This is a genomic window from Streptomyces sp. NPDC006294, assembly GCF_042870895.1.
Classification (GTDB): Bacteria; Actinomycetota; Actinomycetes; order Streptomycetales; family Streptomycetaceae; genus Streptomyces.
This window is the reverse complement of the sequence record NZ_JBIAHV010000003.1, coordinates 402,402-427,527: the sequence shown is the minus strand read 5'-3', so window position 1 is coordinate 427,527 and position 25,126 is coordinate 402,402. Positions and strand designations below refer to the sequence as shown.

Sequence of the window (25,126 nt, the reverse complement as noted above, 5' to 3'; positions counted from 1 at the left end):
CTATGTTTTCAATCCCGCGATGGGGGCTGCTGCGACTTCGGCAAGTTCACCGGCCCGCGCGGGCCCGGGAGTTCAGCCGGGACCGGCGGGCCGCAACGCCTCGTTCCGCAGCTCCCGCGCCGTCGTCTCCGCCGTGGCGCTGTCGGCGCCCGGCATGCCGTAGGTGAGCGACAGCCCCAGAGCGCCCCTGAGCGCCGACACATGCAGAGCGCCCACCGCGGGCGTCGCCTTGCGGTTGACGGCGGTGCGGAAACGCGTCACGCGTGCCGCGTGCACACCGAGCGCGACATCGACGGAGCCGGCATCGGTGACCCTGATGTCCGGGCCCGTTCCGCCGGCGGCCTCCGCCTCGACCACCCGTCTGATCCGGGCGTGCTCCCGGCGGGCCGGCCGCCATGCCGCATCGGCCGCCCGCAGCGACGAGGCGTACGCACGGGCGTGGTCGACCGTCGGACCGCCCCCGATCCGCAGCGCGGCGGCCACCTCATGGAGACAGCACCCGGCGTCCGGCATCACCACGTGCTCGGCGTACCGCCTGCGCAGAGACACCGCGTTGGACAGTACGACCTCCTCCTGGCCCGTCGTACGGGCATGGACCCGGGCCAGGGCGGCCGCCAGGAAGTGGCCCGGCGCGATCCGGCGCTCGGCACACCACCGGTTGAGGCGCAGACTCTCCCGCGGCGGCAGCGACAAGGACACGACCCCGGCCCGGCGTGCGGACCACGGCGGTCGGCGGCCTGCGGCCTGCGGAGGGCCTGCCTGCCACGCCCCGCCCGGCCGCCCGCCGGCGGTTCGCAGGTCCGGAGCGGCCGGGGGCGGCGCGACGTACGTCAACTCGTCCGTGGCTGGCGGGAGCGACTCGACGGCCGGCCGGACACCGTCCACCGCGGCCTGGCTGAAGAGCATGTCCAGCAGACCGCGGACCAGCCGCCCGGTGGAGTGCGCGTCGAAGAGGGCGGGGTGGACAGTGAAGCAGAAGCGTGTCGCGGCCGTGTCCCGGCCGTGGACGACCCGGAGCCGCCACAGTCCACCGCCCGCCGGCAGCACGTCGTTGACCTCGTCGGCGAGCAGGTCGGAGGGCCGACCGGGGCCCGCCGGCTCGCCCTGAGTCAGCTGACCCGGGCACAGACCCGGGCCCTGCTGGAACCACAGGCTGCCCCGCACCTCGCCGATCCGCAGCAAGAGCAGCGGAAACCTCCGGACCCACCGGGCCACGGCCTGCGCCACGTACTCCGGGCAGAACTCGGCGTTCACCGTGAACTCTGTGGTGACTTGGGCGTCCCCGTGCATCAGCGCGTGCTGGTAGGCGAAGGTCGCCTCGATGTCGCCGAGCCGGCGCACGTCCCTGAGGGCCGTCACCCTTCGACCGCTGCGGTCACCGGCCGCGGCCAGTGGATGCGGTTCGACAGGGTGACGTCATGGGTGGTGAACTCGAGCGTGACCCGGTCCTGGTCGGCCATCCGGTAGCCCGCGTGGAAGCTGCTGCGGTCGGCACCGATGAAGACGTAGTGCACGAGGCCGGGCCGGCGCAGCGGGCCGTACGAGAACAGCTCCGACATCATGCCGTCGAGGCCGTAGTGCAGGGCCTTTGTGCCGGTGGTGAAGTCGCCCTGCCAGCCGGGGCCGCCGTCGCGCTCGACCGTGACCCGGCCGGTCACCCGCTGCGGCGGCTCGTCGAGGAAGAGCCACGGGGCGACCGCCGCGTCGCAGAGCTTGGCGTACGACAGATGTCCCTGGTGCCGCTTGAACCGGCCGATGTCGGTGAGGTCGTTGCCGAACGTGTAGCCGACGTAGCGGGGTTCGCCCGCCTCGTCGGTCACGTACACGAGGACGATCTCCGCCTCCTCGCACAGGGCGACCGCGCTCGACGGTACGGCCAGGTCGTCGCCGGGCACCTTCAGGCAGTCGCCCATGCCCTTCAGGAACCAGTTGGGCTGGGACTGGGTGTCGGGGCCGACCTTGACATTGTGGGTCTGCATGAAGCCGCTCACCATGGCGTCGCCCGCGGACGCGGGCATGAGCGGAGGACGGAACCGCACGGACCCGCTCTCAAAGGCCGGTACGGTCACCAGCCCGCCCGAGGTCAGCTCGGCCACGAGCGCGGCACGGTCGCGCCCCGCCGCAAGGGTCGTCCGCCGCAGGTCGGTCTCCTCGCCGATCGGATACAGCACCAGCGGGGCGCCGGGCTCGGGCTTGTCGAGCCCGATGTGCCGTCGGCCTCGGTAGGTGCATTCGAAGAACACGGACATGGTGAATCTCCTCAGGAAGACAGAAAGACAGAACGACACGAAGGAAGGACGAGGCGCCGCCCGCACTCGGAAGGCCCGGAAGGCACCGCAGGGGTTCGGCGGCGACGCGTGGAGCCCTGTGGTGCGGAGCCGCGGGGGTCAGAAGTCCCGCACGAGCCAGCGGTCCGCGGCGGCGTTGAGCGCCATGCCCCAGCCCGCGCCCTCCGCGGGCGAGATGGTGTTGGTGCCCCGGTCCACCGCCGGGCGGGGCGAGACGATCATCTCGGGGAAGAAGCGGTCCGACTGCCCCGCCTCCACGGTCAGCGCGCCGGGGTGGTTGAAGGCCAGCGCCCGCCCCGCGTTGATCAGCGGGCCGACCTCGGCGACCTGCACCCCGACCTGGTAACGCAGGCCGCTTTCCCTGGCGTAGTCGACGAGCCGGGCGGCGCGCAGGACACCGCCGTTCTTCGCCACCCGGACGTTGACGGCGTCGCACGCCTCCGACTCCACGGCGATCCTGGCGTCGTCCTCACCGCACACGGACTCGTCGAGCATGACGCCGATGCCTCCGTTCCGCCGCAGGTCGCGCAGGCCGGCCCAGGAACCCTTGGGCAGCGGCTCCTCCACGTAGTCGGCTCCGCTCTCCCTGAGCCGCCAGGCGTACGGCAGCGCGGTGGCGGGCGTCCAGCTCATGTTGGCGTCGATCATGATCGTGACGTGCTCGCCGACGTGCCCACGGATCCTCTTGACCGTGCGGGCGTCGCGCTCGTTGTCCTCGGACGCCTTGATCTTCACGAAATGGAAGGGGCCGCGGGTGTCGAGGAACTCGTCGACGTCGATGCTCAGATCGAGCACCTGGGAGATCTGCAGCGGGCAGTCGGCCGGTCCACCGCCGTGCCCTGGCAGCAGCTGCCTTGCCGTGAGTCCGAGTTGCTGTCCGAGCCAGTCGAGGACTGCGGTTTCGAGGAGGCAGACGAGATTGTTGCCCCCTGTGACGGCGAAGGTCCGCGCGAACCCGTCCCGGTGCAGCCGGTCCAGCAGCTCCGCCGGCGCCATACCGGTCAACAGCGCCAGCAGCGCGTCCATGTCGACCTGGCGCAGCGCCGCCGTCACACCGGCGGTGGTCTCCCCCGTGACGTACGCGCGGGGCGCGCACTCGCCGATGCCGCTCACCCCGTCGGCGTCGAGGCTCAGCACAAGACTGTCGGAGGCCGTGCGGCGGGCGGCGGGATGGTCGAAGGAGGTACGCATGGGCAGCTGCACCCGGTACAGCCGGGCGACGTGCGGCTCAGGCATCCCGGTTCAGCCCCTGGAGCAGGGTGTAGGTCGAGGTCCAGTCGACCAGGCCGTCACTGACCGGGGTGTAGAACAGATAGTGCTTGTCGGTGGGCAGCTTCATGATGCTGCCGCGGCCGGACATCATCGTGTGGAAGACCTCGTGGGCGGCGTCGAGGTCCACGAGGGGGTCGGTCATGCCGGAGACGAAGACGGCCGGCACATCGCGGACCTGCCGCCGCGGCTCCAGATAGAGCTTCTCGAGCTCCAGCAGGGTGGCCCGGGAGCGCCGGGTGATCTGCCGTACGGCGAGGTCGTCGTCGTCGATGAAGTGCTGGTACTTGACGTCGTCGGTGAAGTCGGTGGCCTTCAGACCGGCGTCCCACAGCTCCTCACCGCGGCCGGCCGCGACGGCGCGCAGTTCCTCCTCGCCGAGCGTGGCGTGCATCCTGCCGAGCCACGTCGAGCAGAAGACGGCCGCGTCGTAGCGCGTGGTGAAGCCCTCGTGATGCATGAGGGCCGCCATGAAGGAACCGCCGAGGCAGTGTCCGAAGAGCGACAGCGGTACGTCGTCGCCGATCATCTCGCGGGCCAGGGCCACCGCGTCGGCGTAGTCGTCGAGCACGGTGGCCGTATCGGGTATCTCATGGCGGTCACCGGGGCTGATGCCGCTGCCACGCCGGTCGAGCACGAAGAAGGCGATGTCGTTGTCGGCGAACCGGGGGCCCACCTCCCACAGCCAGCCGGCGTGGCTCTGCAGTCCGTGGAAGTAGAAGACCGCGCCTTTCGTCCGGCGCGGTCGCCACAGATGGAGTGCCGGGCCGGAGCCGTCCGGCCGCAGGTCGATGATCTCGCGACGGATGTTCTGCGGGGGCCTGTTGATGACGAGCATGTGAGTGTCCTCTCAGCGGCCGACGATGTCGGCGACGAAATCGGTGTCCTTCTGGAAGGGCTTGAACTTGTATTGGGTCGCGTTGCCGGCCTGTCGGCGCGCCTCGCTGTACTCGCTGATCGCGTCCTGCCGCACGGGGACCACTTCCATGGCGCCGAGGCGTCCGCTGTCACGCTTGGAGGCGTACTCGATGTTGATCTCGCACAGCGCGCGGTCGACGGCCTCCGAGAGCTCCCGGCCGAGCGCACCGGAGGGCTCGGCCACCTCGGCCACAACGGTGTAGGAAGGCGGCTCGCCCCACCGGGGACCGCACATGTACAGGCCGGTGTCGAGGCCGCAGGCGGCCAGTCCCTGCATGATGGCCTGGGTGACCTGCGACTCGGTGATCTTCTCTCCCGTGAAGGAGTGGAAGACCCCGTCGCGGTGGACGAAGTGGATCCACGGCGTACCGTCCACGATCCGGTCGACGCGGTACACGTCGCCCGTCCACATCCGGTAGAAGCCGTTCCCCTGCGACATGATCAGGTGGTAGTCGCGGCCGGCCCGCACCTCGTCGAAGAGGAGGGTCTCGACCTTCGCCCCGGCGTCGACCAGCTCCCCCAGCGGCACATTGGCCGGCACGAACTCGAAGTAGGCCTGGTTGACGGCGAGCGGCTGGCTGTCCAGCGAGTCGTCGATCGGAATGGTGGTGACGCCCTCGGTCCCGCAGCCCATGAACGGCAGCTTCGCCACACCCGGCAGCACGGCGTCCAGCTTCTTCCGGTACAGCTCCGCGGAGGCGGACAGCCAGCAGCTGTACAGGGTGAGCGTCGGCCAGACGTCCTTGAGGCTGAAGTCGCCCCGAGCGAGGACCTGTTCGAGGTGGCGGGCCGCCGCCTCGTCCGGCTCGGTCCACGGCTCGCCCTCCAGCGTGCCGTCACGCAGGTCGCGCACCAGGGCCGGGCCGTGCTCGGCGACCAGGTCCCGCAGGGAGATCAGGGTGCTCGGATTGATCGCCGATATGTAGTGCAGCTTGCGGCCGACGAGATGGCGGATGCGGTGGTACATCCTGCCCGCGTGGGTGGCGGGGGCGTCCGGACCGAACCACGGGGACGTGTACCACGGCGGGTTCCAGTCACGGCTGTTGATCTGCGGATGCCGGTTGCTGATCGCCTGGTGCTCCACCCCGTGGACGAAGTCGTACACGTCCTCGCGGACCGTCTGGGTGTCGAGAGTGGCGTAGGGGTGCGCGAGAAGCTCGGGGTGGTGCTCCAGATACGTCCCCCACATCGCCTTCATCGCCGGAATGCGGTACGTCAGCAGCCAGTGCAGCGTGTACGGGACCCGCTTGGGCACACCCGTCGTACCGCTCGTCTTCAGCCAGCGCAGGACCGGGCTGCAGGACAGCACCCCGCCCTTGGTCCGGGCCTCCCGGTCGATCTCCGGAACGAAGTCGGCGTACCGCATGACCGGCAGCACCGACCGGAAGGCAGCGGAGTCGGCGGGGTCGGCGGCGAGGACGTCGTACCCATTGTCCTTCCAGTGCAGCGAGTCGGCGCTGATCTCGATGAGGTCGGCGAGGACCCGCGCCTGCGCCGCACCGGGGTCCTTGAGGTCGCGCAGGAGATCGTCCCGCGCCTGTCGGCATTCCTCGACGAAGGGATCCCGCCGCGCCGTCCAGTGGTCCTGCCACTTCGGTGTCATCACTGGTTCTCCTTGAAGGTCTTCGGGCTGTCGCCGCCCGCATCCGGGCAGGCGTGAGCGCCGCGCGGCACGAGGGGCCGAACGGTGAGGTGAACAGCTGTGAGGTCTGATGAGCCACGTCGCGCGCTCCCGCGCGCCGGGCGGCGTACCGGCCGTGAGCTTCTGCCGGTCCGCGTGCTGTGTTACGTGACGGGCCCGCCAGAGCCGGGCCGGTGGGCGTGCGGTGTCACGTGACGGACCCGCCAGAGCCGGGCCGGTGGGCGTGCTGCTTCAGGAACCCGGCGCTTCGGAGGCCGGGCGGTCCGGGCACGGTGTCAGGGACCCGGCTCGTCCGTCTCGCGTCCGTCCGGCGTCCGGGCGGCGAGGGCGGCCAGTTCCGTCAGGTCGTAGAGCGCCTGCCGCTTGGTCCCGTAGCGGGTGATCCTGCCCCGGCGGGCCCACTGCCGGATCGTGCCTTCCTGCACGCCCAGGGCCAGGGCGGCGAGGGACGTGGGCACGCACTTGCGCTGCTTCGTCGTCATGCCGCCTCCTTCATGGCGAGCCACTGCCGCGGGGTCAGTACGTGTCCGGCCCCGCACACCGGGCCCCGCAGCACCAGGTCGTCGCCGCCCCGGCGGGGCAGCGACACCTGGGCCTCGCAACCGGACTCCACACAGGCCCCGAGCGGTACGAGTTCAGCGGACCGCCGCACGGCCAGGTTCCGGAGCCCGGCCGCCGCCGCGGCGACCTCGTCGGCCACCCGGCCGGCGGCCGGGTGTGCCACCAGCCAGTCCTTGTGCCCGGTGAGGAACGCCGTCATGGCCGTGACGGTGCGGCGCGGCGGAGTGGTGGAGGGCCGTTCCTCGGCCACCAGCCGGGCCCACGAGGAGAGGCGGGCCACCGCCTCGTGGCGGGAGTCCAAAGCCTTGGTGCTCACCGGCAGGGTGTTCTCCCTGCTGCCGGTGACGCGCGGGGCGAGCCCGCCGTCGGCGGGCGTCAGATACTGCTCGCTCTCGCGGTGCAGTGCGGGCAGTGCCGCCAGGTCACGCAGGAACGCGCGGAGGCAGGGCCCGCAGAGCCGGGCGCCCGGTGCGGGGCGGCGGCTCGGCAGGCCACCTTCCTGGGCGGCCCTTCGGCAGCGGGTCGATGTGCAGTGCGAGGGGATGCGGTCGGCCACGGTCTCATCACCTTTCCGGGAGGCGGCTGGATGTCCGAGTGACGTCGGAGGGGATCGTTCGGAGGGGAACGCAAGGACGGGCTGGGGTCGAACAGGGCGGCACGGCGCGGGAAGCGCGCAACGCGGCGGCAACAAAAAAGCGCCGCACGAGGCGACGCGACGGCAGTTCGACGGCTCCTGGAAATGGGCAGACTGCCTCGCGAAGAAGCGTTACACAGTTGCATGGCCCACCGCAAGGGCTTCCCGGGGATCACTTTCCCCTGACTGCGCATCAACAGACGTTGCCGCCGTCTGCGTTGGAGGGCGCCAAGCACAGCGCCGCCCGCCCGTGCGACACGGGCGGGCGGCAGCGGCGGAGGCGGCATGATGGGCTACCGGGGCGTGGGCAGGCCGAGGACCCGGTCGCGCAGGACGGGGAAGTCGGCGCGGGTGCCGGCGACGAGCCCGGGGGCGAGATCCACGAGCAGCGTCTCCTCTCCCGGCCCCGCCTCGGCCACCACCTCGCCCCAGGGGTCGACGACCACGCTGTGTCCGGCCTGTTCGACCCCGGCGTGCGTACCGGCGGTGTCACAGGCCAGGACGTACGCCTGGGACTCCACCGCACGGGCCCGGGCCAGCAGCGACCAGTGGGCGCGGCGTGCGGCGGGCCAGCCGGCCGGGACGACGAGGAACTGGGCGCCGGCATCGACCAGCAGCCGGAACTGCTCGGGGAAGCGCAGGTCGTAGCAGGTGGCCAGGCCGACCGTGACCCCGAGGCCGTCCAGCGGCGCGGTGACGATCTCGCCGCCCCGCGCCATCAGCGCCGCCTCTCCCTTGTCGAAGCCGAACCGGTGGATCTTGCGGTAGGTCCGGCGCAGCCGCCCGTCCGGGGCGAAGAGGAGCGAGGTGTTGTGGAGCGCGCCGTCCGGGCCGCGTTCGACGATGGATCCGGCGTGCAGCCAGACGCCCGCGTCGGACGCCGCGGAGCTCATCGCGGCAGCCGTCGGGCCGTCGAGCGGCTCGGCGTGCTCCGCGAAGGTGTCGAAGGCGAAGGCGCCGACCGGCCAGAGCTCGGGCAGTACGACGAGGTCGGCGCCGCCCTGCGCCCGTACGAGGTCGGCGACCCGTTTCCGGCGCGTGTCGGCCGGCTCGTCGGGCCGTACCTCGATCTGGACGAGCGCGGCGCGCAGGGTGCTGTGGTCCATGGGTCGGGGTCTTCCTTTCAGCGCAGGTGGGAGGCGCCGTTGAGGTCGAGCACAGTGCCGCTCGCCCACTCGGCCCCCGGGGTCGCCAGCCACGCCACGGCGTCGGCGATGTCGGCCGGTTCGGCGATGCGCCCGAACGGGCTCTGCGCCCGGACGGTTTCGGTGGTGGGACCGTCGAGCATGGGCTCGGTCAGGTCCGTGAGGACGAAGCCCGGTGCGACGGCGGTCACCGCGATCCCGCGCGGGCCGAGCGACTGGGCGAGGGACTGGGTCAGGGCGTGGACGGCGGCCTTGCTCGCCCCGTACGCGGGGGCCTCCGGCTCGCCCCGGTAGGCGCCGCGCGAGCCGACGTTGATGATCCGCGCGCCCTGCGGGCCCTGGACACGGCGCAGAAGGTGGTCGACCAGGCACCAGGTGAGATTGGCGGTGCCGAGGAGGTTGACGTCGATCACCCGCTGCCAGTCGGCCCGCCAGTCGGCGTAGGACGTGGTGGCGACGGGCTGCTCGGTGTAGATGCCGGCGTTGTTGACCAGTACGTCCACGGCGCCCAGCTCGTCGACGGCGGTGTCGAGGACGGCTTGGGCCTGGTCCGGGTCGCCGATGTCACCGGACACGACGGTGTGACCGCTGCCGGGCAGGGCCGCCACCACGGCCTTCGCGGCGGCGGCATCGGCACGGCAGTGCACGGCCACCACATGCCCGGAGGCGGCCAGCCGCTCCGCGACGGCGGCTCCGATACCGCGCGATGCGCCGGTGACGAGCGCGTGGCGTCGAGTCATGTGCGGTGTCTCCTTCAGATCAGCAGGTCTCGGCACGTCTGTGTGGACGGCCTGCGGTCGGGTGCGCACAGGGACTGCCGGGGGGCGCCGGGAAGCCCGTCGAGCGTCAAGGTCCACAGACAGCCGAGCTGCTTCTGTACGCTCCCGGCCGGGTGGCCTGCCCGGATGAACGCCTCGGCCCCGGCCATCAGATACACGGCGAGCAGCTCCAGGTCCTCGGCGTCCGCGTTCATGCCGTCCGCGGCACGGATCCTGGTCAGCAGGTCCCGAAGTGCGGCGGTCCAGACCGAGTGCCAGCGGTCGTGTGCCGTCGCCCTTTCCTGGGCCAGCCGCGCCGCGGCACGCACACTGACCTCCGCACCCAGCAACCGGGTCAGTTCCAGGCAGAGTTCGACGACCGACCGGAGATCGGGAGCGAGCTCCGCGATCATCCGGTCCAGTGCTTCCCGGGTGACGGTCTCGCCGTCGGCGCAGACCGCCACCGCCAGATCCGCCTTGGTGCGGAAGTGGAAGGTCAGCGCCCCCATCGTGACCCCGGCAGCCTTCGTGACCGCGGCCAGCGACGTCCCGGCGTACCCGTGCTGGTCGAACTCGGTCGCGGCTGCGGTGATCAGAGCATGACGTGTGTGCTCGGCCCTCGTCTGTCTCACCACGGCTCACCCTCGGTATGCAACTGGGCTGGTCCGGAGGGGCCGTCGCACTGCAGACCTGGGCCGCGCACCACAACCAGTGGTCGGGAAACTACCCGCGGCCGGGCCGGGAGGCGTCCGAGCGCCCCATATCCGCAACGGCTTTAGCATCTTGCTCACCATGCGGGACGATCCGCGGACGCGCGTCGGACCGTCCGGCGAGGTGTGCGCGGTACCAGGGGGCGGCATCCGTCAGCCGGGCCCGCGGCCCGGGGCCTTCCGCACAGCCCGTCAGCCGCCAGATCTCCTCGCTCAGGTACCAGTGGTCCCCTGCCAGCAGCGTGAACTGACGTTCCATCAGTCGTCCCGGGGTCTCGCGCAGCCTCCGCAGGCATTCCGCCCACGGCAGGCTGCCGCTGACGGCCGGCAGCACGTCGAGATCCGCCAGGCACGCCAGCAGGTCCCGGTTGCGTACGGGGAGGGGGTGACTGGCATGGTGCACCCCGCGCGGCAAGGGGGCCGCCGAGCGCGCGAGGGTACCGATCAGCCGGGCCAGGTCGGTGACATCGACCATCGACGCCTGCCCCCGCCCGCCGTCCCAGGCAGCCGGAACCCGCTCCAGGAATTCGGCCAGCGCCGGAACCACCCACTGGTCTCCGGCCCCGAGAACCAGCCCGGGCCGCAGCACGACCGCGCCCGCGTCCAGGGCGATCCGCTCCCCCGCCAGCCTTGTTCTGCTGGCGGGGGAGACCGGAGCCGGAGTGACCCCGTCGACGGGAAGGCCGCAATGGGGACCGGCGCCGTAGACCGCCGCGGTGGACAGATGGACGATCCGTTCGACGCCGTGGCGCCGGGCCTCCGCCATGACCGCCCGGGTGCCGTCGACGTTCACGGCCGTGCATTCCTCTTCGCTTCCGGTCACACGGGAGGCGAGGTGGACGAGGACGTCGGCGCCGTCCAGCAGTCCCCGCAGGGAGCGGGGGTCCGTCAGCTCCCCCGTCACCCGTTCCAGGTCCGGTGCGTGCTCCGCGCCGGGGCGCACGGTCCGGGCCAGGGCCCGGACCGACACGCCGCGGTCGCTCCCGCCGTCGGGCAGCAGTTCCCGCAGGACCTCCCGGCCGACGAATCCGGTACTGCCCGTCACCACCACCCGCGTCCGGTTCACGAGGCGTCGGCCTCGTCAGCGTCCGGGCGGGGGCCCACCTTCAGCCCGGCGATGACCTCGGGCGGGGCTATGGCGGGCAGCAGGCATCGCCACATCGTGCCGATCCGTTCCGGGAGGTCGGCACGGCCCGATGAGAGCCGCGCCATGATCTGCGTTCCGGTGTAGGCGCCGACCAGAACCTGCGCGAAGGCCGCCTCGTCCACATCGGGCAGCAACTGCCCCTTTTCGCGGGCCTTGACCAGTTGCTCGCGGAACTGGTCCGCCCACCAGTCATAGATCGAGTAGTCGAGCAGCTCCGCCTCGTTCTGCTCCACCGCCAGCCGGACACCGGCACGAAAGAGGACGTTGTCCTGCATCTCGACGGCCAGGTACTGGCACATGTCCAGCAACTGCTGCAGACCGGCATGGTCCCGCGGGAAGTCGAGCTCGGCGGCCTGCTCCACGATGACCGCCCTGGCCAGGTCCTCCTTCGACTTGAAGTGGAAGTACATGGCGCCCGTGGTGACGCCTGCGCGCGCAAGGATCCGGTTCAGGCCCGCACCGGCGTAGCCGCTTTCGTCGAACGTCTCTGCCGCTGCGCGCAGGAGAGCTTCGCGCGTGCGTTCCGCGCGCTCCTGACGGGGTCGCGCCATGGGCTGCCTCCGGCAATCTCTCGACAAACAAAAAGAACGACCTCTATGTTATTCGAGCGGCCTCGCTTCGCCACACCGAGGGTCCGCTTCTCTGCCCTGCACACCAAAGCCGCATTCCGTTGGGGGAACCATGCAGCCGTCGAACGTCACACAGGGTCACGGAACCAACACCCTTCTGTCCGTCCCGCAGGAGTACACACACAAGACGAACGCCGGGGAAGTACTCCTCAGAGGGTGGCAGCAGATCGGGGACGACACCTTCACCGTCACCGCCGAATGGCCCGAGAACCACAGCTTCTACGCCTCCCGCAACGGCCTGCACGACCCCCTCCAGCTCGGCGAGACCATCCGCCAGACGCTACCGCTGGTCTCCCACGGCGCCTACCGGGTGCCCTTCGGCCACCAGCTGCTGTGGCAGGACTTCAGCTGGGAGATCGACCGCGAAGCATCACGCTCCGACGGCTCCCCGGCCCAACTGGAGCTGCGCATACGGTGCTTCGACATCGCATACCGCAAGGACCGGGCCTCCGCGATGTCCCTGGACATCGCGGTCGAACGCTCGGGCCGCCATCTGGCCACGGCCCGCACCCGGTTCACCATCCAGGACCCGACGGTCTACCGGCGGCTGCGCGGTCGGTACGCCGACAAGACTGCCGCCAACGCGGGCGCCGTGCCGCTTCCGCCGCCGGCCGCGATGAGCCCCTTCGGGCGCGACTCCTTCGCGGACGTCGTGCTCGCATCCACCGACCTGCCCCACATCTGGCAACTGCGGGCCGACACCGCACACCCCATACTCTTCGACCACCCCGTCGACCACGCGCCCGGCATGCTGCTGCTGGAGGCCGCACGGCAGGCGGCGCTGGCCACCGGTCATCCCGAACAGCGGGTCGTGCTCCACATGGCCTCCGTGTTCAACCGCTACGCCGAACTCGACTCCCCCTGCTGGATCACCGCGGAGCCGATCGCGGCGGAAGCCGAACAGCGTGCGGACCGGAGGGCACAGGGCGACCGCGCCATGGACCGGGTGCGCGTGTCCGCGGAGCAGAACGGCCAAGTGATCTTCTCCTCCGAGGTGACGCTCGGTCCACTGCACCCCGCGCCGCTCACCTGACACACCGGGCCGGGTGCCGGCCTGCACGGCACCCGGCCACCGGCGGCAGTTCGTTCACGGCCGGGCCCAATTGCCTCGCTCATTGCCGCACAACAAGAGAAAGCCCCAGTCGGACGAATCCGACTGAGGCTCTCAGCTGCGGTGGACCTGTGGGGATTTGAACCCCAGACCCCCTCGATGCGAACGAGGTGCGCTACCAGACTGCGCCACAGGCCCTTGCAACGAGTGAAACTCTAGCATCCCGATCGGGGTGCTTGGAAATCCGTTCCTGGGGGGTCGCCGCGCAGGTCACGGGCACCGCCGGGAGTGGTGTCACTCGTTGGCCGCGCGCGGCCGGTCCTCGTCCGCGTACTGGTCGAAGAGCGGCGTGCGGCCACGGTCGCGGGCGCGGCGGGGCTGCGGGGTGCGACGGCCCGCGGGGGCGTCGGCGGGCGGGTCCGGTGTCTCCCGGCGGGACGGCGTGGGCTCGGCGGTGGAGGAGCGGGCGGCGCTCCATGTCTCCGGATCGCTGACGTCCACGCCGCTCGACGCGCGCGGCGCGACGGGAGCGGTGACGTACGTCGGCAGCGGGACCGGGACCGGCTCCCAGCTGTCGCCGGTCACGGGGCCGCGCTGGCGCTGCTGGTCGACCCACTCCGCGTGGTCGGTCTGTTCGACGAGCGCGCGGCGGCCGGCCTCCTGCGGGGAGAGCTTCGGCGCCGGCTCCGGCTCGGCGCGCTCCGCGGGCTCCTCGTCGGGCAGGGGCGCCTCCGCGGCCGCCTGGTGGCGGTGGGGGCGGTTCTCCCGCAGCCGCTGGGCCGCGGCCTCGGCACGCCGGCGGTCCATCGTGAAGGCGAAGCGCCGCCGTTCCTGGGCGCGCATCTGGACGATGTAGGCGCTGAGGAGGACCGCGGGCGCAGCGGGCGCCCACAGGAATCCGAGCCCGCCGACCGCCGCGACCACCGCGCCGAGGGTGAACCCCAGGAAGAGGACCGTGGTGGTGCGCCTGCGCCGGGCCAGGACCTTGCTGCGCCGCGCGCGCTCGGCGGCCGCGGCGCGCTCGGAGCGACGGGCGCGCTCGGATCGACGGGCGGGCCCGGGGCGGCGGGCGGGGGCCTGGCCGGCGGGCCGGTCGGCGTCCTGCTCGGCGCTCTCGCCGGCATCCCGGCGGACCTCGGTCCGGGGCGCGGCGAAGGCCCGGACGTCCACGGAACTCAAACGGTCCGTGACGGCATCCGGGTCCACGTCGGGCTCGGGCTGCTCGGCGGTACGTTCCCGCAGCTCCTTGGCGTAACGGCGCTCCATGGCCGCTCGTCCGGACAGCAGCCGGATGGCGGTGGAGAAGCGTTCCGTCGGACGGGCTTCGTTCAGCTCGTCCTGCCTGCGGAGCCACATCGGCACCAAGTAGGCGGCCCAGGCCCCGACGATGACTGCGTAGATGAGGCCGCTGCTGCTCACGCAACACACCGTAGAGGGATTCGCACCAGGGCATCCGCCAATTGGCCCGGTGTGTCGCACGATCTGGCTGATATCACGGAACTTTTTTGTGATTGTTCAGATCGAATCACGGCCGGGAGTGACCAATTTCGAACACTTATTTTATTCCCCTGGCCGTTCCGGGTCGTGCCTGGTGCCAGCGGCGGACCATGCCCTCCGGCACCTCCTCCGCCGTCAGCGCGAAGACGAGGTGGTCCCGCCACGCGCCGTCGATGTGAAGATATCGAGGACGCAGCCCCTCTTCACGGAATCCGAGTTTCTCCACGACGCGGCGGCTGGGCTCGTTCTCCGGGCGAATACAGACCTCGATACGGTGCAGACCGATCGAGCGGAAGCAGTGGTCCACGGCGAGAGCGACCGCCGTCGGCATGACGCCGCGGCCGGCGACGCTCCGGTCGACCCAGTACCCCACATGGCCCGAGCACATCGAGCCCCAGGTGATCCCGGCGACGGTCAGCTGTCCGACGAGGGCGCCCTGGTAGTCGATCACGAACGGCAGCATCCGGCCGGCGTTCGCCTCCGAGCGCAGATGGCGGACCATCTGCCGGTACGTCGGGCGCTGGACGACCGGGCCGCCGGGGGCCGGCGGCGGGATCGTCGCCTCCCAGGGGCGCAGCCAGTCGCGGTTGCGCCGGTTGACCTCACGCCAGGCCCGCTGGTCGCGCAGCTTTATGGGGCGGAGGGTGACGTCTCCGTCCACCAGGACCACCGGCCAGCTGACGCTCATGACTCGCCGGTATGGTCGCCGCCGCGCAGCTGGTCGACGGCATGGCGCAGGATCGGCTCCAGGACCGCGAGCCCGTCCCGCACACCTCCGGTGGAACCCGGGAGGTTGACGATCAGCGTGCGGCCCGCGACGCCGGCGACGCCGCGCGACAGCACGGCGGTCGGCACCTTCGCGCGGCCGTGGGCGCGGATCGCCTCCGGGATGCCGGGTACCTCGTGGTCGAGGAGGGCGCGGGTGACGTCGGGGGTCCGGTCGGTGGGCGAGATACCCGTGCCGCCGGTGGTGACGATGACGTCGTACCGGTCGGCCACGCCCGCGCGCAGCGCCTCGCCGACCGGGTCGCCGTCGGGGACGATCCGGGGGCCGTCGACGGCGAAGCCCAGCGCGGTGAGCTTCTCGGCGATCACCGGGCCGCCCCGGTCCTCGTAGACACCGGCGGAGGCCCGGTTGGACGCGGTGACGACCAGTGCCCGGTAGGGGGCGGTGGCGTGCTCGGCGGTCATGCGTGCGCTCCCTGCGTTCCCGGTGCCCCCTCTGAACTCTGCGTTCCCGCAGAGCCCTGGGACGCCTGTGACGCCTGCGGGGCCTCACGGGTCCAGTCGCCGGACTTGCCGCCCGACTTCTCCTCGACGCGGATGTCGGTGATGACGGCCGCCTTGTCGACGGCCTTGATCATGTCCACGACGGTGAGGGCCGCGACGGAGACCGCCGTGAGCGCCTCCATCTCGACACCCGTGCGGTCGGTCGTCTTCACCGTCGCGGCGATCTCGACCGCGTCGTCGGCGACGAGAAGATCGAGCTTCACGCCGGAGACGGCGAGCGGGTGGCAGAGCGGGATCAGGTCGGGCGTGCGCTTCGCCCCCATGATCCCGGCGATCCGCGCCGTGGCGAGGGCGTCTCCCTTGGGGACGCCCTCACCGCGCAGCAGCTCCACCACGTGGGACGAGACCAGGACGCGGCCGGTGGCACGGGCGGTGCGGGCGGTGACGTCCTTCCCGGATACGTCGACCATGCGGGCCGCCCCCGCCTCGTCGATGTGCGTCAGCCTGCCTTGCGTACTCATGTGCGCCTGTGCTCCCGGTCCGGGCCCGTCGCGGCCTGTGTGGTGTGACACGCTACCGCCACCGGGGGCCGGTCAGCCCAGGAGGACCACGACGACCTCGGTGCCGGGCTCCACCGACGTCTCGGACTCGGGAACGACGATCAGACAGTCGGCGTGGGCGAGGGCCGCGACCAGATGGGAGCCCGCGCCGCCGACCGGGGTGACGCTGCCGGACTCCGCGTCGTACGTGCCGCGGAGGAACTGGCGCTTGCCGGCCGGGGAGCCGAGCGCCTTGTCCGCCTTGAGCACGGCGCGCGCGGTCGGGCGGTGCACGTCCGGCAGGCCCATGAGCGTACGGATCGCGGGGCGGACGAACAGCTCGAACGAGACGTAAGAAGACACCGGGTTGCCGGGCAGGGCCAGCAACGGGGTGTGGTCCGGGCCGATGGAGCCGAAGCCCTGGGGCTTGCCCGGCTGCATGGCGAGCCGGCGGAAGTCGATCCCGCTGCCCGGCTCGTCCTCGTCACCGACCGAGGAGAGCGCCTCCTTGACCACGTCGTACGCGCCGACGCTCACGCCGCCCGTGGTGACCAGCAGGTCGGCGCGGACGAGCTGGTCCTCGATGGTGGCGCGCAGGGTCTCGGCGTCGTCGGTGACCGCGCCGACCCGGTACGAGATCGCGCCCGCGTCCCGCGCGGCGGCGGCGAGCGCGAAGCTGTTGGAGTCGTAGATCCTGCCCTCGGTCAACTCCTCGCCGGGCTGCACCAGTTCACTGCCGGTCGACATGACCACCACCCGGGGGCGGGGGCGGACGCGCACCGTGCCGCGGCCGATCGCCGCGAGCAGCCCGATCTGGGGCGGCCCGAGGACCGTGCCGGCCTCAAGGGCGAGGTCGCCCGCCTGTACGTCACTGCCGCGGGCGCGCACATGGGCGCGCTCCTCGGCGGGCCGGTGGACGCGGACCTCGCCGCTCGCGCCCTCCGGGGCCTCACCGGCCGGAAGCATGGTCAGGGCCGCTCCCCCGCCGGTGCCGCCGTCGGTCCACTCGACCGGGACGACGGCCTGGGCGCCGGGCGGCAGGGGCGCTCCGGTCATGATGCGGGCGGCCTGGCCGGGGCCGACGGTGAGCAGAACGCCGCCGCCCGCGGCCACGTCGCCGATGACGGTCAGGACGGAGGGGAACTCCTCCGTGGCGCCCGCGACATCGGCGACCCGCACCGCATACCCGTCCATGGAGCTGTTGTCGAACGGCGGCAGCGCGACCGGGACGGTGACGTCCTCGACGAGGACACAGCCCTGCGCGTCCGGCAGTTGCAGCTCGATCGGGTCGAGCGGGCGGATCGCGGCGAGGATGTCCTCGAGGTGGTCGTCGACCGACCAGGTCGTACTGCTCACGGTCCTACATCTCCTCGGTCACAAAACTGCGAAGCCAGTCCCGGAACTCCGGGCCCAGGTCCTCACGTTCGCACGCGAGTCTGACAATGGCACGCAGATAGTCACCGCGATCGCCGGTGTCATAGCGGCGGCCCTTGAAGACCACGCCGTGGACCGGACCGCCGGGACTGCCCGCGGGGTCCGTGGCCGACTGCTCGGCCTCCGCGAGCTTCTGCAGGGCGTCGGTGAGCTGGATCTCGCCGCCGCGGCCCGGCTCCGTCTCACGCAGTATGGCGAAGACGGCGGGGTCGAGGACATAGCGGCCGATGATCGCCAGATTGCTGGGCGCGTCGGCCGGGTCCGGCTTCTCCACCAGGTCGGTGATCTTGACGACGTCGCCCTCGGCGGTGGGCTTCACGGCGGCGCAGCCGTAGAGGTGGATCTGGGCCGGGTCGACCTCCATCAGCGCGATGACGCTGCCGCCCTCGCGCTCCTGCACCTCGACCATGCGCGCCAGGAGCGGGTCGCGCGGGTCGATCAGGTCGTCGCCGAGGAGGACCGCGAAGGGCTGGTCGCCGACGTGCGGTTCGGCGCACAGCACGGCGTGGCCGAGGCCGCGCGGGTCGCCCTGGCGCACGTAGTGCATGGTGGCGAGGTCACTGGACTCCTGGACCTTGGCGAGCCTGCCGGCGTCGCCCTTGCGGGAGAGCGCCTCCTCGAGCTCGTAGTTCCGGTCGAAGTGGTCCTCGAGGGGGCGCTTGTTGCGGCCTGTGATCATGAGCACGTCGGAGAGACCGGCCGCCACGGCCTCCTCCACGACGTACTGGATCGCGGGCTTGTCGACCACAGGCAGCATCTCTTTGGGAGTGGCTTTCGTGGCAGGCAGGAACCGGGTACCGAGGCCTGCGGCGGGGATGACAGCCTTGCTGATCCTGGAGTGCGACTGAGTCATGCGGAGACAATAACCGCTGAACATGGGCGGAAGATGATGCTCCGGTTAACTTCGTGACCATAAGGACGTGTACAAGATGTTTACGGATGGTCAATGAACGCCGACATGTCGGGAAAAAGTGAGCTGCGGGCCGAACTTCTCGGCGCTCGCAGGCTCTTGTCGGCACAAGACGTCCAGGAGACCGCCGCGGTTCTCGCGCGACACGCCCTGGGCCTGCCCGAACTGGCGGACGCCGGCACCGTCGCCGCCTATGTCTCGGTCGGGCGCGAACCCGGCACGCGCGCGCTCCTCGACGCGCTCCGCGCCAGGGGCGTACGCGTCCTGCTGCCGGTGCTGCTGCCCGACAACGACCTCGACTGGGGGACGTACCGGGGCCCGGACCGCCTGGAGCCCGCCGGGCGCGGACTGCTGGAACCGGCCGGGGAGCGGCTCGGTCCGGACGCCGTCGTCACGGCGGACGCGGTGCTGCTGCCGGGCCTCGCGGTGGACACCCGCGGTATGCGGCTCGGGCGCGGCGGCGGCTCGTACGACCGGGTCCTGGCGCGCCTGGCCGCCGCCGGGGCGCACCCGGCGCTGGTGGTGCTCCTCTACGCGAACGAGGTGGTCGCGCGGGTCCCGGTGGAACCGCACGACCACCCCGTGCACGCGGTGGTGACGCCGGACGGCGTCAGCCGGTTCACGGGACCGAGTGACCCGGCGGGTGGAGGGTGAGCGTGTCGACGGCGTCGGCGGACACCGCGTTCGCGCTGTAGGCCCAGTCCAGCAGTTCGCCCTGGGCCCACTTGTCGGTCTGGTCGGTGTAGTGCGCGCTGAACGCGTGCCCGGACGCGCCGGTGAGGTTGATCCACCGGGACTCGTCCCAGTCGCCGACGTTGACGACCATCCGCATCGAGGGGACCCACACGACCTCGTAGCCGCCGGCCGCGTTCCACCCGGTCGCGTTCACGGCCGCCTCGCCGCCGCCCAGGTTCCACGGGCCGCGGTTGAGCATGCGCTGCAGGAAGCCGGGGCCCTCGGTGCCCAGCGTCTGGTTCTTCAGCGTCAGCTGGTGCAGTCGGCCCCAGCTCCAGCTGGAGGCGTCCTTGCCGAGCTTGGCGGTCAGCTCCCAGCGGGCGTCCACCATCGCGCGGCCGAGCAGCTCGTCACGCTGGTCGGTCGCCTCCTCCGTACGGGTGCGCGGCGACTGCCACCAGGCGTTGTCCTCGTCCTTCAGCAGCCGGCGCACCACCTCGAACCAGCGGTCGCCGCCGTCCGGCTGAGCCGAGTCCGCGTCGCGCCGGCCGCACTCGCGCACCCGCTCCTCGAGGTCGTCGTCCGGGGCGGTGCTGTCGGCGGGCCGGACACTGAGGCACTCGCCCTCGACGCGCAGCTCCTTGGGGAGCTTGTTGCCGAACGCCAGCTTCAGGACGTTGCGCCACACGGCGTTGAAGTAGGCGGCGGCGCCGGAGTCCGGCTCCTGGGTGTAGTCCCAGCCCTCCAGCAGCTTCTGCGCCTCGCGGACGTACGGGTCGGAGATGTCGATCTTCAGCAGATAGGGCGTCAGCAGCTTCGCGATCTCGCTGCTGTTGTCCATCTGCATGGTGCGCATGTCTTCGGTCGAGATCTTGCCGCCGTCCTGGATCTTCGACTCGACCAGGTCGTTGATGCGCTGGCTGCGGGCGCCGTAGCCGTAGTCCTTGGTGATCAGATACGGGTACTTCTCGGCGTCGATGACGGCCTGGTTGGCAGTGACGATGTAGCCGCGCTCCGGGTCGTACTCGTACGGCAGCTCGTCGAAGGGGATGTAGCTCGTCCACTTGTACGCCGGGTCCCAGCCGGGTGCGGGCATCGAGCCGTCGCCCTCGGCCCTGACCGGGATCTTTCCGGGCGCCTGGTAGCCGATGTGGCCCTCGGTGTCGGCGTAGATCAGGTTCTGCGAGGGCACCTCGAACTTCTGGGCGGCCTTGCGGAAGCTCTGGAAGTCGCTCGCCCGGTTGAGCTCGAAGACGGCGTCCATGGTGTTGCCCGGCTGGAGCGCGGTCCACTGGAGGGCGACGCCGTAGCCCGTGCCGCGGTCAGGGGCGGCGTTGGACACGGGGGCCTTCTCGCCGACCTTCTCCAGTTCGTCGCTGCGGTCGGAGACCAGGGGGCCGTGGCCGGTGGAGCGGACGGTGATCGTCTTGCTGGCGCCGCCGGCGACCTTGATGACCTCCGTGCGGGTCGTCAGCTGCTTCTCCTCGTCGCCGACCAGGTAGCTGTTGCCGGTGAGCTTCTCGAGGTAGAGGTCGGTGACGTCGGCCCCGAGGTTGGTGAAGCCCCAGGCGATGTCCTTGTTGTGGCCGATTATCACGCCCGGCGTGCCGGAGAAGGTGTAGCCCGCGACGTCGTACCGGCACTTCGGGGAGGTCTCCCGGCAGTGCAGACCCATCTGGTACCAGAGCGAGGGAAGCTGCGGCGCGAGGTGCGGGTCGTTGGCGAGGAGGGGCTTGCCGGTGGTCGTGTAGTCGCCGGAGACCACCCAGGAGTTGGATCCGATGCCGTTGCCGCTGGGGCCGAGGAGCGCCGGGATGGCGTCGAGGGTGTCGGAGAGCGCGGACAGCTGGGAGTTCAGGCCGGAGGCGGCGTCCGCCGCACTGCCGGTTCCCGTGCCGTCGGCACTGCCGGTGCCGGTTCCCGTGTTCGCGCCGGTGGAGCCGTCGTCGAGGTCGGAGGGCTTGGCCGCCGGGTCGAACTTGCCGGTGACCTCGCTGATGCCGCCTTCCTCCACGATCGGCTTGTTGCGGTCGAACGGATAGGCCGGATAGAGGTCCTTGATCTGCTTCTCGCTCAGCCTGCTGGTCAGCAGGGAGCGGTCGATCTCGTCCTCCATGTTCCCGCGCAGGTCCCAGGCCATCGCCTTGAGCCAGGCCACCGAGTCGACCGGCGACCACGGCTCGGGCTTGTAGTTGTTGGTGAAGGCCAGCGCCGCGTACTCCACCGAGATCTCCTCGGCGGAGCGCCCCTCGAGGTAGGCGTTGACACCCTCCGCGTAGGCCTTGAGGAGCTTCTTCGTCTCGGCCGACAGCTTGGTGTCGTACTCCTGCTGCGCGACGCGGCGCCAGCCGAGTGTGCGGAGGAAGGCATCCGTCTCGACCTGCTCGGAGCCGAACATCTCGGAGAGCCGGCCGGACGTCATGTGCCGGCGGACGTCCATCTCCCAGAAGCGGTCCTGCGCCTGGACGAATCCCTGAGCGCGGAACAGGTCCTCGTCGCTGTCGGCGTAGATCTGCGGGATGCCGTGGCCGTCCCGTTTGACCTCGACCTGACCGCTCAGTCCGTCGAGTTGGATCGAACCGGTGGTCTGCGGGAACGAGGCACGCACCGTGCTGATGCTCCAGTACGCCCCGTATCCGACGCCCGCGACAAGCGCCAGCACCAGGACGAGCACGAGCAGTCGGGCGCGTCGCCCCTTCTTCTTCTTGGGGGAAGAGGCGGTTGTGTTGGCGGGCATCGCTGTCCTTCGAGGGGCAGGGTGGTCCTGGGAATGCTGAGGCAACTCTAGGCGCAGCATCCGACCGGCCCGGACGCGGTATCCACAAGGCATCCCCCACCCTCGGACAAACAGATCATCACACCGTCAAGGGCACGTAAAAGATTAGGTAAGGTAACGAAGTGTCGCCTGCCGGTACGAGGATCCGGCCGCATGGCGCAAAGGGAAGGATCGGCCACTGACTGTCCACCAGCTCAACGAACTCCTGCTCGTCTGCTCGCTCGTCCTGCTCATCGCCGTGGCGGCCGTGCGCATCTCGTCGCGCAGCGGCCTGCCCAGCCTGCTGCTGTATCTCGGCATCGGGATCGCGATGGGCCAGGACGGGCTGCTCGACCTCCAGTTCGACGACGCCGAACTGACGCAGGTGATCGGCTACGCCGCGCTCGTGGTGATCCTGGCCGAAGGTGGGCTCGGCACGAAGTGGAAAGAGATCAGGCCCGCGCTGCCCGCGGCCGCCGCTCTGGCGACCGTCGGCGTCGCGGTGAGCGTCGGAGTGACGGCGACCGCCGCCCACTATCTGGTGGGGCTCGGATGGCAGCAGGCGCTGATCGTCGGCGCGGTCGTCTCGTCGACCGACGCCGCCGCGGTCTTCTCCGTGCTGCGCAAGGTGCCGCTGCCGTCCCGGGTGACGGGAGCCCTCGAGGCCGAGTCCGGTTTCAACGACGCCCCCGTCGTGATCCTCGTGGTGGCCTTCTCCTCCACCGGACCGATCGAGTCCTGGTATCTGCTCGTCGGCGAGATCGCGCTGGAGCTGGCGATCGGTGCGATCGTCGGTCTGGCCATCGGGTGGCTCGGCGCCTACGGCCTGCGGCACGTGGCGCTGCCCGCCTCCGGCCTCTACCCCATCGCCGTCATGGCCATCGCCGTGATGGCGTACGCGGCCGGCGCCCTGGCGCACGGCAGTGGCTTCCTCGCCGTCTACCTCGCCTCGATGGTCCTCGGGAACGCCAGGCTGCCGCACTCCCCGGCCAACCGGGGTTTCGCCGAGGGGCTGGGCTGGATCGCCCAGATCGGCATGTTCGTCCTGCTCGGCCTGCTGGTCACGCCGCACGAACTGCTCCGCGACTTCTGGCCGGCCGTGGTGGTGGGACTGATACTGACCGCGGTCGCGCGCCCGGTCGGGGTGTTCATCAGCCTGGTGCCCTTCCGCATCCCCTGGCAGGAGCAGGTGCTGATGTCCTGGGCGGGCCTCCGCGGCGCCGTGCCCATCGTCTTCGCGACGATCCCCATGGTCTCCGGCGTCGAGGGCAACGACCGGATCTTCAACATCGTCTTCCTCCTGGTGGTCGTCTACACCCTGGTGCAGGGCCCGACGCTGCCCTGGCTGGCGAGGCGGCTGCGGCTCGGCGACTCGGCGGAGGCCGCCGACCTGGGCATCGAGTCCGCGCCCCTGGAGCGGCTGCGCGGGCATCTGCTGTCGGTCGCGATCCCCGAGGCGTCGAGGATGCACGGAGTGGAGGTCGCGGAGCTGCGCCTCCCGGCGGGCTCCGCCGTCACGCTCGTCGTACGCGACGGCAAGAGCTTCGTACCGCTGCCGACGACGGTACTGCGGCACGGCGACGAACTCCTCGTGGTGGCGACCGACCCCGTACGCGACGCGGCGGAGCGGCGCCTGCGCGCGGTCGGGCAGGGCGGCAAGCTGGCCGACTGGCTCGGCACGGGAGGCAGGAGAGGCAGAGGAGCCACCGGAGCCAGGAGAGGCACTGGAGGCGCGGGAGGCATCAGGCACCGCAGAAGCGGTTGACCCACGGGAGACACGGCCGAACCGCGGACTCCGGGGCCGAATCGCAGGAATATGGCACGTGATCCGTGTCATTTCCCAGGACGGGCCGGGAAAAATCCCTGTACCATGAAGGCACACTGATCGACCAACTCTGCCTGACGCAGAGCTGGCGCGACCGTATGGCGGCCGCGGAGTTCCTCTGAGTGGACCCCGGCATCTACCGCAGTTCCGCGCAAGAGGACAGCTCTCGGCGGCTCCCGTACACCCAGGGGAGCGCTACCAGGCGGCAGAAAGGCAAGGACCGTGGAGTCCACGGTCGCTTCTGGCAAGCGCCCCGGTTATGGGCAGCTGCTCCGTACCGCAGGCGCATGGACGTTCCTGCTTCCCGGGTTCGCCGCACGCCAGCCCTTCGCCATGCTCACCATCAGCATCGTGCTGCTGGTGCAGCACACCACCGGCTCGTACGGCACCGCCGGCGCCGTGGCCGCCGTCACCGGCGTGTCCATGGCTCTCTTCGCGCCGCAGAGCGGCAAGCTGGCCGACCGCTTCGGCCAGGGCGCCGTGCTGGTGCCCGGCGTACTCGTCCACACGGCCTCCGGGGCCGCGCTGACCACGCTCGCCCTCACCGGCGCCCCTCTTTGGGCGCTGTTCGCCGCGGCCGTGCCGACCGGCGCCTCGGTCCCGCAGGTGGGCCCGATGGTGCGTGCGCGCTGGGCGTCACGGCTCCAGGGCTCGCCGCTGATGCCGACCGCCGCGGCCTTCGAGTCGGTGACGGACGAGTTCACCTTCGTGGTGGGCCCCGTCCTGGCCACCGCCCTGTGCACCGGCGTCCACCCGGCGGCCGGTCTGATCGCCGAGTCGGTTCTCACCCTCGCCGGCGGACTGCTGTTCGCGGCCCAGCGCCGCACCCAGCCCGCCCACGGTCTCTCCCTCTCCGACGCACAGACGAAGCGCATGTCCGCGCTGTCCGTACCCGGCGTGCGGGTCCTGGCGGTCGCCTTCCTCGGCATCGGCTCCGTCTTCGGCGGCATGCAGGTGTCCCTGACGGCGTTCACCGAGGAGATCGGCCAGCCCGGTATGAACGGCCTGCTGTACGGGCTCTTCGCCGCCGGCAACATGCTCGCCGGTGTCGCCGTCGGCACCATCGCCTGGAAGACCGGACCGCGCCGCCGGCTGGTGCTGGGCTACGCGGGCCTCACCGCGGCCGCGTCCCTGCTGTGGACGACGGACTCCGTGGTGCTGCTCGGAGCGCTGGGCCTGGTCGTCGGGCTCTTCATCGCCCCCGCCCTGATCACGGGCTACACGCTCGTCGACTCGCTGGTGCCCGCCTCGGCCCGCACCGAGGCCTTCACCTGGCTGACCGGCGCGGTGGCCCTGGGTCAGGCGGCCGCCGTGACGGCGGCCGGACAGCTGGCCGACGGATACGGCGCGAGCGCCGGATTCGCCGTGCCGCTGGCGGGCACCGCACTGGCCATGACCACCCTGGTGGCCCTGCGTTCCCACCTGGCGCCGAAGGCTCCGGGACGGGTCGCGGCACGTGGGATCGGTCACCGAGTGCCGGTGACGGTGGACTGATCCAGCGGAATACGT

Annotated in this window: 23 protein-coding genes and 1 tRNA gene; 4 read left to right on the top strand and 20 right to left on the bottom strand. The window is 71.2% G+C overall.

The window, feature by feature from the left end; genetic code table 11:
- Positions 1–72 precede the first annotated feature (72 nt).
- The 12 genes from ACFYOP_RS07530 to ACFYOP_RS07475 form a co-directional block, all read right to left on the bottom strand.
- A complete protein-coding gene (locus tag ACFYOP_RS07530) occupies positions 73–1,359 on the bottom strand; it encodes a hypothetical protein (RefSeq protein WP_356896404.1) in 1,287 nt (428 codons plus the stop codon).
- A complete protein-coding gene (locus tag ACFYOP_RS07525) occupies positions 1,356–2,249 on the bottom strand; it encodes an FAH family protein (protein WP_356896402.1) in 894 nt (297 codons plus the stop codon). Before ACFYOP_RS07525 ends, ACFYOP_RS07530 begins: the two co-directional genes overlap by 4 nt.
- Positions 2,250–2,387: 138 nt before the next feature.
- Positions 2,388–3,524 (bottom strand): enolase C-terminal domain-like protein, encoded by a 1,137-nt coding sequence (locus tag ACFYOP_RS07520; RefSeq protein WP_356896400.1) that lies wholly within the window; start codon positions 3,522–3,524, stop codon positions 2,388–2,390.
- Positions 3,517–4,395 (bottom strand): alpha/beta fold hydrolase, encoded by an 879-nt coding sequence (locus ACFYOP_RS07515; RefSeq protein WP_356896398.1) that lies wholly within the window; start codon positions 4,393–4,395, stop codon positions 3,517–3,519. Before ACFYOP_RS07515 ends, ACFYOP_RS07520 begins: the two co-directional genes overlap by 8 nt.
- Before the next feature lie 12 nt (positions 4,396–4,407).
- Positions 4,408–6,078 carry a GH3 auxin-responsive promoter family protein gene (locus tag ACFYOP_RS07510; RefSeq protein ID WP_356896396.1) on the bottom strand — a complete coding sequence of 557 codons (1,671 nt, stop codon included), beginning with the start codon at positions 6,076–6,078 and terminating at the stop codon, positions 4,408–4,410.
- Between the two features lie 314 nt (positions 6,079–6,392).
- Positions 6,393–6,599 carry a transcriptional regulator gene (locus ACFYOP_RS07505; protein WP_356896394.1) on the bottom strand — a complete coding sequence of 69 codons (207 nt, stop codon included), beginning with the start codon at positions 6,597–6,599 and terminating at the stop codon, positions 6,393–6,395.
- Positions 6,596–7,234 carry a hypothetical protein gene (locus ACFYOP_RS07500; RefSeq protein WP_356896392.1) on the bottom strand — a complete coding sequence of 213 codons (639 nt, stop codon included), beginning with the start codon at positions 7,232–7,234 and terminating at the stop codon, positions 6,596–6,598. Before ACFYOP_RS07500 ends, ACFYOP_RS07505 begins: the two co-directional genes overlap by 4 nt.
- A 371-nt stretch (positions 7,235–7,605) precedes the next feature.
- Positions 7,606–8,403 carry a carbon-nitrogen family hydrolase gene (locus ACFYOP_RS07495; protein ID WP_356896529.1) on the bottom strand — a complete coding sequence of 266 codons (798 nt, stop codon included), beginning with the start codon at positions 8,401–8,403 and terminating at the stop codon, positions 7,606–7,608.
- 32 nt (positions 8,404–8,435) lie between these two features.
- The gene (locus tag ACFYOP_RS07490; protein ID WP_356896390.1) at positions 8,436–9,197 is read right to left on the bottom strand and encodes an SDR family NAD(P)-dependent oxidoreductase; all 762 of its coding nucleotides are present in this window, start codon (positions 9,195–9,197) and stop codon (positions 8,436–8,438) included.
- A 14-nt stretch (positions 9,198–9,211) separates the two neighbouring features.
- Positions 9,212–9,847, bottom strand: coding sequence for a TetR family transcriptional regulator (locus ACFYOP_RS07485; protein ID WP_356896388.1), 636 nt, complete (start codon positions 9,845–9,847; stop codon positions 9,212–9,214).
- 91 nt (positions 9,848–9,938) lie between these two features.
- Entirely contained in the window at positions 9,939–10,970 is a 1,032-nt protein-coding gene (locus ACFYOP_RS07480) for an NAD-dependent epimerase/dehydratase family protein (RefSeq protein ID WP_388451033.1), read from the bottom strand.
- 17 nt (positions 10,971–10,987) lie between these two features.
- Positions 10,988–11,623 carry a ScbR family autoregulator-binding transcription factor gene (locus ACFYOP_RS07475; RefSeq protein ID WP_356896384.1) on the bottom strand — a complete coding sequence of 212 codons (636 nt, stop codon included), beginning with the start codon at positions 11,621–11,623 and terminating at the stop codon, positions 10,988–10,990.
- Positions 11,624–11,753: 130 nt separating this feature from the next.
- Here ACFYOP_RS07475 and ACFYOP_RS07470 point away from each other — a divergent pair, with 130 nt between their 5' ends.
- A complete protein-coding gene (locus ACFYOP_RS07470) occupies positions 11,754–12,734 on the top strand; it encodes a ScbA/BarX family gamma-butyrolactone biosynthesis protein (protein WP_356896382.1) in 981 nt (326 codons plus the stop codon).
- 142 nt (positions 12,735–12,876) lie between these two features.
- On the opposite strand, the gene ACFYOP_RS07465 is transcribed toward ACFYOP_RS07470, so the two are convergent.
- The 7 genes from ACFYOP_RS07465 to galU form a co-directional block, all read right to left on the bottom strand.
- Positions 12,877–12,950 (bottom strand) — tRNA-Ala (locus tag ACFYOP_RS07465).
- A 96-nt stretch (positions 12,951–13,046) separates the two neighbouring features.
- Positions 13,047–14,171, bottom strand: coding sequence for a gephyrin-like molybdotransferase receptor GlpR (glpR, locus tag ACFYOP_RS07460; RefSeq protein ID WP_356896380.1), 1,125 nt, complete (start codon positions 14,169–14,171; stop codon positions 13,047–13,049).
- A 136-nt stretch (positions 14,172–14,307) separates the two neighbouring features.
- The gene (locus ACFYOP_RS07455) at positions 14,308–14,919 is read right to left on the bottom strand and encodes a GNAT family protein (protein WP_356896527.1); all 612 of its coding nucleotides are present in this window, start codon (positions 14,917–14,919) and stop codon (positions 14,308–14,310) included.
- Positions 14,920–14,933: 14 nt separating this feature from the next.
- Positions 14,934–15,440, bottom strand: a complete 507-nt coding sequence (locus tag ACFYOP_RS07450) for a MogA/MoaB family molybdenum cofactor biosynthesis protein (protein WP_356896378.1) — start codon at positions 15,438–15,440, stop codon at positions 14,934–14,936.
- A complete protein-coding gene (gene moaC, locus ACFYOP_RS07445; protein WP_356896376.1) occupies positions 15,437–16,000 on the bottom strand; it encodes a cyclic pyranopterin monophosphate synthase MoaC in 564 nt (187 codons plus the stop codon). The genes ACFYOP_RS07450 and moaC overlap by 4 nt, the downstream gene beginning before the upstream one ends.
- 72 nt (positions 16,001–16,072) lie before the next feature.
- Positions 16,073–17,374, bottom strand: coding sequence for a gephyrin-like molybdotransferase Glp (gene glp / locus ACFYOP_RS07440; protein ID WP_356896374.1), 1,302 nt, complete (start codon positions 17,372–17,374; stop codon positions 16,073–16,075).
- A 4-nt stretch (positions 17,375–17,378) separates the two neighbouring features.
- Positions 17,379–18,305, bottom strand: a complete 927-nt coding sequence (gene galU / locus ACFYOP_RS07435) for a UTP--glucose-1-phosphate uridylyltransferase GalU (protein WP_356896372.1) — start codon at positions 18,303–18,305, stop codon at positions 17,379–17,381.
- A gap of 93 nt (positions 18,306–18,398) precedes the next feature.
- On the opposite strand from galU, the gene ACFYOP_RS07430 reads away from it, so the two are divergent.
- The gene (locus tag ACFYOP_RS07430) at positions 18,399–19,016 is read left to right on the top strand and encodes a 5-formyltetrahydrofolate cyclo-ligase (RefSeq protein WP_356896370.1); all 618 of its coding nucleotides are present in this window, start codon (positions 18,399–18,401) and stop codon (positions 19,014–19,016) included.
- Here the strand turns inward: ACFYOP_RS07430 and ACFYOP_RS07425 are convergent.
- On the bottom strand, positions 18,982–21,774 hold the full coding sequence (locus ACFYOP_RS07425; protein ID WP_356896368.1) for a penicillin acylase family protein: 2,793 nt from the start codon (positions 21,772–21,774) through the stop codon (positions 18,982–18,984). The two genes, ACFYOP_RS07430 and ACFYOP_RS07425, sit on opposite strands and share 35 nt — an antisense overlap.
- Before the next feature lie 217 nt (positions 21,775–21,991).
- Here ACFYOP_RS07425 and ACFYOP_RS07420 point away from each other — a divergent pair, with 217 nt between their 5' ends.
- Positions 21,992–23,557, top strand: a complete 1,566-nt coding sequence (locus ACFYOP_RS07420) for a potassium/proton antiporter (protein ID WP_356896525.1) — start codon at positions 21,992–21,994, stop codon at positions 23,555–23,557.
- A gap of 282 nt (positions 23,558–23,839) precedes the next feature.
- Positions 23,840–25,111 carry an MFS transporter gene (locus ACFYOP_RS07415; protein ID WP_356896366.1) on the top strand — a complete coding sequence of 424 codons (1,272 nt, stop codon included), beginning with the start codon at positions 23,840–23,842 and terminating at the stop codon, positions 25,109–25,111.
- Positions 25,112–25,126 lie beyond the last annotated feature (15 nt).

Bases quoted from the DNA above. Each gene is read 5' to 3' on its own strand.
- ACFYOP_RS07425 (WP_356896368.1), bottom strand. From the start codon at position 21,774: ATGCCCGCCAACACAACCGCCTCTTCCCCCAAGAAGAAGAAGGGGCGA.
- ACFYOP_RS07515 (WP_356896398.1), bottom strand. From the start codon at position 4,395: ATGCTCGTCATCAACAGGCCCCCGCAGAACATCCGTCGCGAGATCATC.
- galU (WP_356896372.1), bottom strand. From the start codon at position 18,305: ATGACTCAGTCGCACTCCAGGATCAGCAAGGCTGTCATCCCCGCCGCA.
- ACFYOP_RS07490 (WP_356896390.1), bottom strand. From the start codon at position 9,197: ATGACTCGACGCCACGCGCTCGTCACCGGCGCATCGCGCGGTATCGGA.
- ACFYOP_RS07510 (WP_356896396.1), bottom strand. From the start codon at position 6,078: ATGACACCGAAGTGGCAGGACCACTGGACGGCGCGGCGGGATCCCTTC.
- moaC (WP_356896376.1), bottom strand. From the start codon at position 16,000: ATGAGTACGCAAGGCAGGCTGACGCACATCGACGAGGCGGGGGCGGCC.
- ACFYOP_RS07525 (WP_356896402.1), bottom strand. From the start codon at position 2,249: ATGTCCGTGTTCTTCGAATGCACCTACCGAGGCCGACGGCACATCGGG.
- ACFYOP_RS07505 (WP_356896394.1), bottom strand. From the start codon at position 6,599: ATGACGACGAAGCAGCGCAAGTGCGTGCCCACGTCCCTCGCCGCCCTG.
- ACFYOP_RS07430 (WP_356896370.1), top strand. From the start codon at position 18,399: ATGAACGCCGACATGTCGGGAAAAAGTGAGCTGCGGGCCGAACTTCTC.
- ACFYOP_RS07475 (WP_356896384.1), bottom strand. From the start codon at position 11,623: ATGGCGCGACCCCGTCAGGAGCGCGCGGAACGCACGCGCGAAGCTCTC.
- ACFYOP_RS07470 (WP_356896382.1), top strand. From the start codon at position 11,754: ATGCAGCCGTCGAACGTCACACAGGGTCACGGAACCAACACCCTTCTG.
- ACFYOP_RS07520 (WP_356896400.1), bottom strand. From the start codon at position 3,524: ATGCCTGAGCCGCACGTCGCCCGGCTGTACCGGGTGCAGCTGCCCATG.
- ACFYOP_RS07450 (WP_356896378.1), bottom strand. From the start codon at position 15,440: ATGACCGCCGAGCACGCCACCGCCCCCTACCGGGCACTGGTCGTCACC.